Here is a 12,093-nt window from a genome sequence, read left to right as displayed (position 1 = left end):
GCGCTACCATGTCTGTATAGCGAACAGAAGTTCGTACAGCGAACAGCAGTAACCCAGCACAAGGCGGGATCATGATCGACAAGACCGTGGCCGACCTCCGCGAGGCGGTCGCCGGCATCGCCGACGGGGCGACCGTGATGGTCGGCGGCTTCGGGCGTGCGGGCCAGCCCGTCGAGCTCATCGATGCCCTCATCGACGCGGGGGCGAGCGAGCTCACGATCGTGAGCAACAACGCCGGGGGCGGCGACCTCGGCCTCGCGCGGCTCATCGCCGAGGGTCGCGTGCGCAAGGTGGTCTGCTCGTTCCCGCGACAGACCGACTCGTGGCACTTCGACCGCGCCTACCGCGAGGGTCGACTCGAGCTCGAGCTCGTGCCTCAGGGCAACCTCGCCGAGCGCATTCGCGCTGCCGGAGCCGGCATCGGCGCCTTCTACTCGCCCACCGCCGTCGGCACCCCGCTCGCGGAGGGCAGGGAGCACCGCGAGATCGACGGCCGCACCTACCTGCTCGAGCACCCCATCCGAGCAGACGTCACGCTCATCAGCGGGTTGCGGGCCGATCGCTGGGGCAACGTCGTCTACCGGCGCACCGCCCGCAATTTCGCTCCCATCATGGCGACTGCCGCGCGCACGACGGTCGTGCAGGTCGACGAGATCGTGCCGCTCGGAGCCCTCGACCCCGAGGCGATCGTCACGCCCGGCATCTTCGTCGACCGCGTCGTCGCCGTCGGCGGCCGACGCTGGCTGCGCGACGGCGCGTTCGTCGGCGGCGTCGACCTGCAGGGCGAACCGCTCGCCGCGCCGACCGCCGAACTGGCCACCGCTCAGACCGCGGGAGGAGACCGATGACCGATCGTCTCGATCGCGACGCCCTCGCGCGCCGCGTCGCCGCGGACATCCCCGACGGCGCCTACGTCAACCTCGGCATCGGGGCCCCGACACTCGTCGCCGACCACCTGCCGCCCGGCTCGGAGGTCATCCTCCACACCGAGAACGGAATGCTCGGCATGGGCCCTGCGCCGGCTCCGGGCGACGTCGACCCCGACCTCGTCAACGCCGGGAAGCTCGCCGTCACCGAGCTGCCGGGGGCGGCGTACTTTCACCACGCCGACTCGTTCGGGATGATGCGCGGCGGGCACCTCGACCTGTGCATCCTCGGTGCCTTCCAGGTGTCGCAGACCGGCGACCTCGCCAACTGGTCGACGGGTGCGCCTGACGCGATCCCCGCCGTCGGCGGCGCGATGGATCTCGCGATCGGCGCGAAAGACGTCTACGTCATGACCGACCTGCTCACGAAGGGCGGCGAGTCGAAGCTCGTCGAGACCTGCAGCTACCCGCTCACGGGCCTCGGCTGCGTCACGCGCGTGTACACCGACCGGGCCGTGTTCGACGTGACGCCCGAGGGCTTCGCGGTTCGCGAGCTGTTCGGCACCACGACGCTCGACGAGCTGCGCGAGCTCACCGGGCTCAGCCTGACCCTGCTGCCGCTGACCGAGGAGTCCCGATGAGCGCGAGCTTCGTGTACGACGCCGTCCGCACGCCGTTCGGCCGCGCCGGGGGCGCACTCGCCGACGTCCGCCCCGACGACCTCGCCGCCGTCGTCATGCGGGCGACGGTCGAGCGCACCGGTCTCGACCCGGCCCGCATCGACGACGTCGTCTTCGGCGACGCGAACCAGGCCGGCGAGGACAACCGCAACGTCGCGCGCTTCGGTGCGCTGCTCGCGGGCTTCCCGACCACCGTCACCGGCACGACGATCAACCGCCTGTGCGGCTCGTCGCTCGACGCGGTCATCCAGGGCTCGCGCGCGATCGAGTCGGGCGACGCCGAGGTCATCCTCGCCGGCGGTGTCGAGTCGATGAGCAGGGCGCCGTACGTGCTCGAGAAGTCGCCGAAGCCCTACCCGGCGATCGGCAACCCGACGCTGTGGAACACCGCGATCGGCTGGCGCATGATCAACCGCGCCCTGCCGAAGGAGTGGACGATCTCGAACGGCGAGTCCGCCGAGAAGCTCGCCACCATCTACGGCATCTCACGCGACGACCAGGACGCCTTCGCCCTGCGCAGTCACGCCCTCGCCGCCGCCGCGTGGGAGGCCGGGGCCTACGACGGCGAGATCGTGCAGGTGCCGCGTCACGAGCTGACGCGCGATGAGGGCATCCGCGCCGACACGACGCTCGAGCGCCTCGCCGGCCTCACGGCGCTGTTCGCGGTCGACGGCACGGTCACGGCGGGCAACGCCTCGTCGATCAACGACGGCGCGTCGGCGGTGCTCCTGGGCGGCGAGGGCGCGCTCGATGCCGAGCCCCTTGCGCGCATCGCCGGCCGCGCCGCGTTCGGCAACGACCCCGACGTGTTCGGCGTCGCCCCCGTCGAGGCCGCCAACCGGGCGCTCGCCCGGGCCGGTCGCACGTGGGCCGATGTCGACCTCGTCGAGCTCAACGAGGCCTTCTCGTCCCAGTCGCTCGCGTGCATCCGTCTCTGGCCCGATCTCGACCCCGAGCGCGTGAACGTCCACGGCGGCGCGATCGCGATCGGGCACCCGCTCGGCGCCTCCGGCGGCCGCATCATCGGCCATGCCGCCCACGAGCTCACGCGCCGCGGCGGCGGCGTGGCGGTCGTGGCGCTGTGCATCGGAGTCGGCCAGGGCCTCGCGGTCGTTCTGGAAAGATGACGGTATGACCGCCGAGCCCGCCGCCCGTCCGTCGGCTGGCGACGGCGACGGCGGGGGCGAGCCCGGCGAGGCGAGCGCCGACTTCGTCCAGTCGTTCGCTCGCGGTCTCGCGGTCATCCGGGCATTCGACGCCGACCACGCGGGGCTCACCCTGAGCGAGGTCGCGGTGCGCGCCGAGGTGCCGCGCGCCGCCGCCCGCAGGTTCCTCATGACGCTCGTCGCGCTCGGATACGTGCGCACGAACGACCGCACCTTCACACTCACCCCGCGCGTGCTCGAGCTCGGCTACAGCTACCTGTCGGCGCTGTCGCTGCCCGAGCTCGCGCAGCCGCACCTCGAGCGGCTCTCGCACGCGGTCGACGAGTCGAGCTCGCTCGCGGTGCTCGACGGAACCGACGTCGTCTACGTCGCCCGCGTGGCCACGCGCCGCATCATGAGCGTCAGCATCACGATCGGAACGCGCTTTCCCGCGTGGGCGACGTCACTGGGGCGCGTCCTGCTCGCGGCGCTTCCCGACGATGAGGCGGATGCCGTGCTCGCGCGCTCGGAGCTCCGCCCGTTCACGCGCGGCACGATCGTCACCCGGCCCGAGCTGCTCGCCGAGCTCGACCGCGTGCGCCGCGCTGGCTGGGCGGTGGTCGACGGCGAGCTGGAGGAGGGCCTGCGCTCGATCGCCGCTCCCGTGCGCGATGCGTCGTGCTTCGTCGTCGCGGCCGTCAACGTCTCGACGGCCCGCCGCGGCGACCCCGAGTCGGAGCTGGCCCGCATCCTCCCCTCCCTGCAGAGCGCGACGGCCGCGATCGAGGCCGATCTCCGCATGCGCTAGCCGTTCGGCCTACCTCGCCGAGCCCGCCCCGATGAACGTCACCGCGGCCGCGAGGTCGCTCGCGTCGATTCCGTGCCCGCCGGCGCGGATGTGCCGCTCGACCTCCGCGCCGTGCTCGGCCGCGACCTCCGCGAGGTGCGCGACGCTCGCCGCCGGCGCCATCGGGTCGGCCGCGCCGTTCGCGAGCAGCAGCCGCACGCCCGAGGCGTCGCCGACCGGGTCGCGATCGCCGAACGGGTACATGCCGCTGAACGCGATGACCCGGTCGATCGCCTCGGGGTGCAGTAGCGCGGTCGCGAGAGCGATGTTGGCGCCGTTGGAGAACCCGACGGCGATGAGCCGGGCATCCTGGATGCCGTAGTGCTCGCGGGCGAGCGCGATGAACGCGGCGAGCTCGTGCGCGCGGGCGATCACGTCGTCGACGTCGAAGACGCCCTCGCGCACGCGCCGGAACCAGCGGTTCATGCCGTGCTCGCTCACGCGACCGCGCGGCGAGAGGATGCCCGCCCCCTCGATCAGGTGGGGCGCGATCTGCGCGATGTCGCGCTCGTCCCCGCCCGTCCCGTGAAGCGTCAGGAGCACGGGGGCGCCCTCCCTGCCGGGCTGGAAGATGTGCGGCCAGGCGTCGAGCTCGACGGCCTGGCGCGCCGCACCCGACTCGGCGGCGCTCACGCGGCGACCTCGGGGTTGTTCTCCTCCGGCAGCGTCACGGGGATCACCCGCGCCTCGATCGCCTCGCGCGACGGCTCGAGCCACGGCGGCAGCTTGAGCGAGCGGCCGAGCTCGAGAAGGGGCTCGTCGATGTCGAATCCGGGGGTGTCGGTCGCGATCTCGAACAGCACGCCGCCCGGCTCGCGGAAGTAGATCGACGTGAAGTACTGCCGGTCGAGGATCTCGGTGACCCGGTGCCCGCGCGACGCGAGCTCGTCGCGCCACTGCTGCTGCGTCGCCTGATCGGGCACCCGGAAGGCGATGTGGTGGACGGTGCCGCCGGCGGTCAGCCCTGAGGGGGCGAGCGAGGAGGCGTGGACGTCGACGAGAGCGCCGGGCAGGCCGTCGCCCGCCGCGAGGCGCGTGCGGTTGCCCTCCTGCTCGACCACGCGCATCCCGAGGTCGTTCACCATGAGCGCGAGGGTGCTCTCGGCGTCGCGCACCGTGAGCACGCTCGAGTGCTGGCCGCGGATGGCATGCTCGGCGGGGATGCTCGCGGAGTCCCACGGGTCGCGCGGGTCGTGCTCGTGCGTCGCGACGAGCTCGATCTGCAGCCCATCGGGGTCGTGGACGAGGAGGCGCTCCTCGCTCGAGGAGGTCGAGGTGATCCGCGCCTCGGCGCCGACGGATGCGAAGTGGTCGACCCACCAGCCGAGCGAGCCGGCGGGCACCGAGAAGGCCGTCGAGGTCGACTGGCCCGCCCCGATGCGCCCGGGCTGGATGCCGCGCCACGGGAAGAAGGTCATGAGCGTGCCGGGGCGGCCCGACTCGTCGCCGTAGTACAGGTGGTACGTGCCGGGGTCGTCGAAGTTGACGGTCTTCTTCACGAGCCGCAGCCCGAGCCCGGTGATGTAGAAGTCGATGTTCTTCTGGGGGTCGCCCGCGATCGCGGTGACGTGGTGAAGGCCCTGGGTGGTCGCGGTCATGTCAGCTCCTGAGGTTGTCGCGCCGATGATATCGATGCAAACGCATAGATGCCAGGGATATTCCCGAGCTCCCCGGAGCGCCCGCACAGCCGGCGTGCTTATCGTGGCGCTGTGATCGAGCCCGTCCGCGACCTCGTCGGCCGCCTCCTGCCCCGAATCGGGCGCTCGGGAGCCGAGCAGCCCGATTGGTGCGCGACCATCGTCGTCCGCAGTCCCGTGACGAAGATCGACGCGCTCGCGATCGTCGCACTCGCCGTCGACAGCCCCGTGCGCGAGCCGCGCACCATGCGGCCCTACGTCGAGCTCGCCGGCGGCGCCCGCGCCGAGATCGAGATCCCGAAGTTCGGCGAGCCGCCGCCCCTCGCGATCGACGTCTACTCGAGCGTGAGCCACGAGCACGCCGCACTCGAGGCGCTGAGCCTCATGGCCGCGCTCGAGACGTACACCGGCTGGAGCATCCGCCCCGATTTCGAGGTGTGAGCCGCCCGAGCCCTACGGCAGCAGGCGCGTCGGCCCGCGGAACAGGTACGTCGTCTCGCGGATCGACCCGAGCCCCAGCATGAGCATGAGCACGCGCGCGAGGCCCATGCCGAACCCGCCGTGCGGCGGCACGCCGTAGCGGAAGAAGTCGAGGTAGAACTCGAGCTCCTCGGGCTCGAGCCCCTTCTCCTTCGCCTGCGCGATGAGCACGTCGACCCGGTGCTCGCGCTGGGCTCCGGTCGAGATCTCGGTGCCGTTGTACAGGAGGTCGTAGCTGTTCGTGAGCCCCGCATCCCCCTCGTGGCGCATGTGGTAGAACGGCCGGATCCCGGCCGCGTAGTCGGTGACGAACACGAAGTCGTGACCGAACGCCTCGCGCACGTGGGCCGACAGCTGGCGCTCGCCCTCCGGGTCGAGATCGCCGTCGGTGCGGGGCACCTCGTAGCCGCGAGCCTTCACGAGCTCGAGCGCCTCGGCGAGCGGGATGCGCGGGAACGGCAGGGACGGCACCGCGACCGTCACTCCGAATGCGGCCTCGATCTCGGCGCCGTGCTTCTCGACGACCGCGGTGAACCCCGCCACGAGCAGCTGCTCGTGCATCTGCATGACGTCCTCGTGCGAGTCGACCCAGCTCATTTCGGCGTCGATCGAGGTGAACTCGGTCGCGTGGCGCGACGTGAACGAGGGGTCGGCGCGGAAGGCGGGCGCGATCTCGAACACGCGGCCGAAGCCCGCGGGCTGCGCCATCTGCTTGAAGAACTGCGGGCTCTGCGACAGGTACGCTTTGCCCTCGAAGTACTCGAGCTCGAACAGCTCGGCGCGCGACTCGGAGGCGCTCGCCATGAGCTTCGGGGTGTGGATCTCGATGAAGTCGTTCTCGACCCACCACGTGCGCAGGGCGTGCTCGAAGGTCGTCTGCACGCGGAAGATCAGGTTCGCCTCGGGGCGTCGCAGGTCGAGGAAGCGCCAGTCGAGGCGCTTGTCGAGGCTCGAGTCCTCGGCGATCGGCGTCTCGGGGATGGCCTCGCTCACGACCTCGAGCGAGGCGATCTTGACCTCGAGCCCGCCGAGCTTGACGCGCTCGTCGTGCTTGAGCTCGCCCGTGACGCGCACCATCGAGCCGTGCGCGAGGCCCGAGATCGTCTCGGTGAGCGCGAGCGCCGACCGCGCCGCGTCGTCGGCGTCGTCGCCGAGCTCGCGAGTCGCGGGGTTCACGAGCTGGACCGCGCCTGACTCGTCGCGCAGGATGACGAACTGCACCTTCTTCTGGTCGCGCACCGTATCGACCCACCCGGCCACGGTCACGGTTCCGTCGGGCAGGGGGGCGAGGTTCTTGATCAGGGTGCGAGTCACGAGAGATCAGCCTACCGGCGGCGGGATTTCTCATAGATTCCCGCTCGTAGACTGGAGCCATGCCCGCCGACATCGTCCATCTCGTGCGTCACGGCGAGGTGCACAACCCGAAGCGCGTGCTCTACGGGCGGCTCGACGGCTTCGGTCTCAGCGAGCTCGGCCACCGCATGGCCGCGTCGGCGGTGCAGGCGCTCGCCGGGCACGAGATCGCGGCGCTCTACGCGAGCCCCCTGCAACGCGCGCAGGAGAGCGCGGCGCCCTGGGCGGAGGCCTTCGGCCTGCCGATCCACACTGACGACCGCATCATCGAGCCGACCAATCGCTTCGAGGGCAAGCGCATGGATCGCCGCACGCTCATGCACCCCAAGCACTGGCACCTCATGCGAGACCCGTCCACGCCGAGCTGGGGCGAGCCCTTCGCCGACATCGCGGCGCGGATGCTCATCGCGATGCGCGAGGCCCACGAGCGAATCGACTCGGGCGAGGTCGTCATGGTGAGCCACCAGCTCCCGATCTGGATGGTCCACCGCGCCGTCGCCGACAAGCGCCTCGCGCACGACCCGCGCAAGCGCCGCTGCTCGCTCTCGAGCGTGACGAGCTTCGCCTGGAGCGACGGCGCGTTCATCGAGATCGGCTATCAGGATCCGGCGGTAGAACTGCTCGCGCAGTCCATCGATCTGGGAGCAGTGTGACCCGCCCTCGTCCGCGCCTCTCGACACGCCCGCGCACGCGCCTCGCCGCGGCACTCGCCGTCGCCGTGCTCGCGCTGACCGGCTGCTCGAGCGATCCGCTCGCCGAGCAGTACCGCTCGGGTACGGGGCAGGGCTACATCTCGGGCGACGGCGCGTACACGGTCATCGCCGCCGACGAGCGCTCGGCGCCCATCGCCTTCGACGCAGCCCCGCTCGACGTCGGCGGCTCGATTTCGACCGACGACCTCTCCGGGCAGGTGTACGTCGTCAACTTCTGGTACGCCGCGTGCCCGCCGTGCCGAGTCGAGGCGCCCGACCTCGAGGAGCTCTTCCAGCAGTTCAGCGACGAGCAGGGCGGCGCGGGCGTGCCGTTCGTCGGCGTGAACATCCGCGACGAGGCGGCGCAGTCGCTCGCCTTCGCCGAGGAGTTCGGCGTCACCTACCCGTCGATCACCGACGCGAAGTCCGGTCTGGTGCGCCTCGCGTTCGCCGGTCAGGTCGCGCCGACGGCGGTGCCGACGACCCTCGTGGTGGATGCCCAGGGCCGGGTCGCCGCCCGCATCTCCGGCATCGTCTCCGAGCCCTCGACCCTCCGCGCGATGATCACCGACGCGCTCGCCGAAGCGAGCTGAGACCCCGTGGTAAACCCGATCGGCGAGATCGTGCTGAGCGGCAACCTGCTGCTCGCGCTGCCGATCGCGCTGGCGGCGGGCTTCCTCGCCTTCGCGTCGCCGTGCGTGCTGCCGCTCGTGCCCGGCTACCTCGCCTACGTCGGCGGCATCACGCGCCCGGTCGAGAACCGACGCGAGCGCGGCCGGCTGCTGCTCGGCGTCCTGCTGTTCGTGCTCGGCTTCAGCGTCGTCTTCGTCGCCTTCTCGATCGTCTTCGCGACCGCGGGGTTCCTCCTGCAGCAGTCCCTCGACGTCATCACGCGCGTCGCGGGCGTCATCGTCATCCTCATGGGGCTCGTCTTCATCGGCCAGGTGTCGTTCCTGCAGCGAACGATGAAGCCGCGCGTGCGCGCTCGCGCCGGCCTCGCCGGGGCCCCCGTGCTCGGCGTCGTATTCGGCCTCGGCTGGGCGCCGTGCATCGGCCCGACCCTCGTCGCCGTCAACGCGCTCGTGCTCAACGAGGGCGACATCGGCCGCGCCGCGCTCATCGGCCTCGTCTACTGCCTCGGCCTGGGCATCCCGTTCCTGCTCATCGCCCTCGGCTTCCGCTGGGTCGCGGGGGCGACCGCGTGGCTGCGGAAGAACATCCGCGTCATCAACATCATCGGGGGCGCCCTGCTCATCCTCATCGGGCTCGCGATGGTCACCGGCCTCTGGCAGCAGTTCGTCTCGAGCCTCGGGGCGGTGATCGGTGGAACCGTTACGCCCCTCTGACCACATCGATGCCGACGCCCTCGCGGCCGAGCGCGCCGCCGAGCGCGACGACCAGGAGGCGTCGGGCGACGCGCGCGGTGCATCCGCCGCCATCGCCCAGCCCGCCCTCGGCGCCGTCGGCTGGCTGCGCTTCGCGTGGCGCCAGCTCACGAGCATGCGTACGGCGCTCGTGCTTCTGCTGCTCCTCGCGGTCGCGGCGATCCCCGGCTCGCTCGTGCCCCAGCGCTCGGCCGATCCCAACGGCGTCGTGCAGTACCGCGAGGACAACCCCGAGCTCTTCGACATCCTCGACACCCTGCAGGTCTTCGACACCTACACCTCGGTGTGGTTCTCGGCGATCTACCTGCTGCTGTTCGTCTCGCTCATCGGCTGCATCATCCCGCGCACGCTGCACCACGCCCGCGCGCTGCGCTCGGCGCCGCCCAAGACCCCGGCGCGCCTCGGGCGTCTCGTCGGGTATCGGACGATGGATGCTCCCGCCACGGTCGAGCAGGCGCTCGACGCCGCGCACGCCGAGCTGCGGCGGCGCCGGTACCGCGTCGCGCGCTACGGGGATTCGCTCTCGGCCGAGAGGGGATACCTGCGCGAGACGGGCAACCTCGTCTTCCACATGGCCCTCGTCGGCGTGCTCGCGACGATCGGCTTCGCGGGCGGCTTCGCCTACAACGGCCAGAAGGTGCTCGTGCAGGACCAGACCTTCGTCAACCAGCTCACGAGCTACGACTCGTTCAACCCCGGCCGCTTCTTCGATGACGCGCGGCTCGACGCGTACGGCATCCGGCTCGACGAGTTCTCGGCCGAGTACGGCCTCGACCAGACCACCGGCATCGTGCAGCCGCTCGACTTCACCGCGGCGGTCACGGTGACCGAGAACGGCGAGCAGCGCGAGCGCGTCATCAAGGTCAACGAGCCGATCGACCTCGCCGGAACGCGTCTGTACCTGCTCGGCAACGGCTTCGCGCCCGTCGTCACGGTGCGCGACGCAGCGGGCGAGGTCGTCTTCAGCGAGCCGGTCGCCTTCCTGCCGCAGGACGCCAACCTCACAAGCCTCGGCATCATCAAGGTGCCGGACGGCCTGGACGAGCAGCTCGGCATGATCGGCTTCTTCTACCCGTCGGCGCTGCCGCTCGAGTCGGGAGCGCTCACCTCCATCTACCCCGAGCCCGACCAGCCGGTTCTCACTCTCAACGCCTTCACGGGCGACCTCGGCCTCGACGACGGCGTACCGCGCAACGCGTACGCGCTCGACACCGACGACCTCGAGCAGATCACCGGAGGCGACACGGGAACCGACTCCCTCGTGCTCGGCCTCGGCCAGTCGGCCGATCTGCCGAACGGCATCGGTTCGGTCGAATTCACGGCCCTGCCGCGCTTCGTGAGCGTCGACATCCACCACGACCCGACCCAGGCGGGCGTTCTCGTCTCGTCCCTGCTCATCCTCGGCGGGCTCGTCGTGAGCCTCTGGGTGCCGCGCCGTCGCATGTGGGTCACCGCGACCGCGACCGACGACGGCGTCCGCCTGCAGTACGCCGGTCTCGCGCGGGGCGACGACCCGGGGCTCGAGCAGGCCGTCGCCGATCTCGCCGATGCGCATTCCCAGCGACTCGCGCCTACCCTGGAGTCCTGATGGAGAACCTCGTCGCCTACTCGCTCGTCGCCGTCTACTCGGCCATGGGCGTCTACACGGTCGCTTTCATCCTGTTCACGCTCGATCTCGCGAAGCGATCGGTCGCCGCGACGGATGCGGCGTCCGCCGCTCCCGCCGAGGCCGCTGCCGTCGCGAGCAGCTCGTCGGCCACGGTGACCGCCGCGAGCGGCTCGTCGGCCACGGTGACCGCCGCGAGCGGCGCCGGGTCGGCGAGCGGGGTCGCGACCACCATCGAGCGTCCGGTGACGGCGGCAGCATCCGCCCTGTCGACCGACGGTCCCGTGGGTGCGACCAGATTCCAGAAGGCCGCCGTCGCTCTTGCGGCCCTCGGCTGGCTGCTGCACCTCGCAGCCGTGCTGACGCGCGGCGTCGCGGCCGAGCGCGTCCCGTGGGCCAACATGTTCGAGTTCGGCCTCACCGCGACCGCGGTCGGCATGGGGACGTTCCTGGGCGCGCTGCTCTGGAAGGACGTCCGCTACCTGGGCGCATACATCAGCGGGTTCACGCTGCTCGCGCTGGGCATCGTCACGGTCAATTTCTACGTCGACGTCGTGCCGCTGCCGCCGGCGCTGCAGTCGGGGTGGCTCGTGATCCACGTGCTCGTCGCGGTGCTCGCGACAGGCTTCTTCGCGATCGGCGCGGGGCTGTCGATCATGCAGCTGCTTCGCTCGAGGGCCGCGGCCTCGAAGGCCGAGGGTCTGCGCTTCGTGCAGACCCTGCCGGGGGCATCCGCCCTCGAATCGCTCGCATACCGCGTGAACGTCGTCGGCTTCGTGTTCTGGACCTTCACGCTCATCGCCGGCGCCATCTGGGCCGAACGAGCCTGGGGTCGCTATTGGGGCTGGGACACGAAGGAGGTCTGGACCTTCATCATCTGGACTCTCTTCGCCGGGTACATCCACGCCCGCGCGACGCGCGGCTGGCGCGGCGACCGCTCGGCCTGGCTCGCGATCATCGGGTTCGGCGCGGTCATCTTCAACTACACGGTCGTCAACCTCTTCTTCAAGGGTCTGCACGCCTACAGCGGCCTGTAGGTCGCGCGCGGCGACCGCGGCCGCCGAGGCTCGCGGGCCTGGATCACGCGCTCGCGTTCGCCCGTTCGGAGTCGGCGACGTGGAACGCGGCGAGTCGCAAGCAGCTGACGGCGCGCCGGTCCCTGCCTCCGGCGAAGCGATCGCGGTGGGCGGACGGCGACGGGTGGGCACCCCGTCCCTGCAAGCGTTTCCAGTCCGTTGCCGGCACGTTCCAGCGGGTTCCACAAGGCGTGAATGCGTTTCAAGGCAGACCCGAAGCCCACGAATCCGGGCGTCCGACCCCGCACTCGGGGGGTAGTCATGTAAACGCTTGCACAATTCCCCGCCTCTTGCTAGCGTCGGCCCGGTCACCCCTGGCACACCGC

General features: G+C 71.1%; 13 protein-coding genes. 10 read left to right on the top strand and 3 right to left on the bottom strand.

Annotation, left to right across the window (positions count from 1 at the left end):
• Positions 1 to 71: 71 nt before the first annotated feature.
• From FHX53_RS12305 to FHX53_RS12290, 4 genes are read left to right on the top strand one after another with little or no spacing between them, the layout of a single operon-like run.
• A complete protein-coding gene (locus FHX53_RS12305) occupies positions 72 to 848 on the top strand; it encodes a 3-oxoacid CoA-transferase subunit A (protein WP_182491647.1) in 777 nt (258 codons plus the stop codon).
• Positions 845 to 1,507, top strand: a complete 663-nt coding sequence (locus tag FHX53_RS12300) for a 3-oxoacid CoA-transferase subunit B (RefSeq protein ID WP_182491646.1) — start codon at positions 845 to 847, stop codon at positions 1,505 to 1,507. Before FHX53_RS12305 ends, FHX53_RS12300 begins: the two co-directional genes overlap by 4 nt.
• Positions 1,504 to 2,673, top strand: a complete 1,170-nt coding sequence (locus tag FHX53_RS12295; RefSeq protein ID WP_182491645.1) for a thiolase family protein — start codon at positions 1,504 to 1,506, stop codon at positions 2,671 to 2,673. Before FHX53_RS12300 ends, FHX53_RS12295 begins: the two co-directional genes overlap by 4 nt.
• A gap of 4 nt (positions 2,674 to 2,677) precedes the next feature.
• Positions 2,678 to 3,499 (top strand): IclR family transcriptional regulator domain-containing protein, encoded by an 822-nt coding sequence (locus FHX53_RS12290; protein ID WP_182491644.1) that lies wholly within the window; start codon positions 2,678 to 2,680, stop codon positions 3,497 to 3,499.
• A gap of 9 nt (positions 3,500 to 3,508) precedes the next feature.
• Here the strand turns inward: FHX53_RS12290 and FHX53_RS12285 are convergent, their stop codons facing one another.
• Positions 3,509 to 4,171, bottom strand: a complete 663-nt coding sequence (locus FHX53_RS12285) for an alpha/beta hydrolase (protein ID WP_343051006.1) — start codon at positions 4,169 to 4,171, stop codon at positions 3,509 to 3,511.
• Positions 4,168 to 5,136, bottom strand: a complete 969-nt coding sequence (locus FHX53_RS12280) for a ring-cleaving dioxygenase (RefSeq protein ID WP_182491643.1) — start codon at positions 5,134 to 5,136, stop codon at positions 4,168 to 4,170. Before FHX53_RS12280 ends, FHX53_RS12285 begins: the two co-directional genes overlap by 4 nt.
• A gap of 111 nt (positions 5,137 to 5,247) precedes the next feature.
• Between FHX53_RS12280 and FHX53_RS12275 the strand changes: the two genes are divergently transcribed.
• The gene (locus tag FHX53_RS12275; protein WP_343051005.1) at positions 5,248 to 5,616 is read left to right on the top strand and encodes a hypothetical protein; all 369 of its coding nucleotides are present in this window, start codon (positions 5,248 to 5,250) and stop codon (positions 5,614 to 5,616) included.
• A gap of 12 nt (positions 5,617 to 5,628) precedes the next feature.
• Here the strand turns inward: FHX53_RS12275 and aspS are convergent, their stop codons facing one another.
• Positions 5,629 to 6,957, bottom strand: coding sequence for an aspartate--tRNA(Asn) ligase (gene aspS / locus FHX53_RS12270; RefSeq protein WP_182491676.1), 1,329 nt, complete (start codon positions 6,955 to 6,957; stop codon positions 5,629 to 5,631).
• 71 nt (positions 6,958 to 7,028) lie between these two features.
• On the opposite strand from aspS, the gene FHX53_RS12265 reads away from it, so the two are divergent.
• From FHX53_RS12265 to ccsB, 5 genes are read left to right on the top strand one after another with little or no spacing between them, the layout of a single operon-like run.
• The gene (locus FHX53_RS12265; RefSeq protein WP_182491642.1) at positions 7,029 to 7,661 is read left to right on the top strand and encodes a histidine phosphatase family protein; all 633 of its coding nucleotides are present in this window, start codon (positions 7,029 to 7,031) and stop codon (positions 7,659 to 7,661) included.
• The gene (locus tag FHX53_RS12260; protein WP_182491641.1) at positions 7,658 to 8,293 is read left to right on the top strand and encodes a redoxin domain-containing protein; all 636 of its coding nucleotides are present in this window, start codon (positions 7,658 to 7,660) and stop codon (positions 8,291 to 8,293) included. The genes FHX53_RS12265 and FHX53_RS12260 overlap by 4 nt, the downstream gene beginning before the upstream one ends.
• 6 nt (positions 8,294 to 8,299) lie before the next feature.
• Entirely contained in the window at positions 8,300 to 9,046 is a 747-nt protein-coding gene (locus tag FHX53_RS12255; protein ID WP_343051004.1) for a cytochrome c biogenesis CcdA family protein, read from the top strand.
• Positions 9,024 to 10,673: a cytochrome c biogenesis protein ResB gene (resB, locus tag FHX53_RS12250; RefSeq protein ID WP_343051003.1), complete on the top strand. Its 1,650-nt coding sequence runs from the start codon at positions 9,024 to 9,026 to the stop codon at positions 10,671 to 10,673. Before FHX53_RS12255 ends, resB begins: the two co-directional genes overlap by 23 nt.
• Positions 10,673 to 11,728 (top strand): c-type cytochrome biogenesis protein CcsB, encoded by a 1,056-nt coding sequence (gene ccsB / locus FHX53_RS12245; protein WP_182491640.1) that lies wholly within the window; start codon positions 10,673 to 10,675, stop codon positions 11,726 to 11,728. Before resB ends, ccsB begins: the two co-directional genes overlap by 1 nt.
• The last annotated feature ends 365 nt before the right edge of the window (positions 11,729 to 12,093 follow it).

The organism is Microcella alkalica (assembly GCF_014137945.1).
Lineage (GTDB): Bacteria > Actinomycetota > Actinomycetes > Actinomycetales > Microbacteriaceae > Microcella > Microcella alkalica.
This window is presented reverse-complemented; position numbering and strand designations above follow the sequence as displayed.

Coding starts and splice junctions, on each gene's coding strand:
- FHX53_RS12305 (WP_182491647.1), top strand. CDS start 72: ATGATCGACAAGACCGTGGCCGACCTCCGCGAGGCGGTCGCCGGCATC.
- FHX53_RS12300 (WP_182491646.1), top strand. CDS start 845: ATGACCGATCGTCTCGATCGCGACGCCCTCGCGCGCCGCGTCGCCGCG.
- FHX53_RS12295 (WP_182491645.1), top strand. CDS start 1,504: ATGAGCGCGAGCTTCGTGTACGACGCCGTCCGCACGCCGTTCGGCCGC.
- FHX53_RS12290 (WP_182491644.1), top strand. CDS start 2,678: ATGACCGCCGAGCCCGCCGCCCGTCCGTCGGCTGGCGACGGCGACGGC.
- FHX53_RS12280 (WP_182491643.1), bottom strand. CDS start 5,136: ATGACCGCGACCACCCAGGGCCTTCACCACGTCACCGCGATCGCGGGC.
- FHX53_RS12265 (WP_182491642.1), top strand. CDS start 7,029: ATGCCCGCCGACATCGTCCATCTCGTGCGTCACGGCGAGGTGCACAAC.
- ccsB (WP_182491640.1), top strand. CDS start 10,673: ATGGAGAACCTCGTCGCCTACTCGCTCGTCGCCGTCTACTCGGCCATG.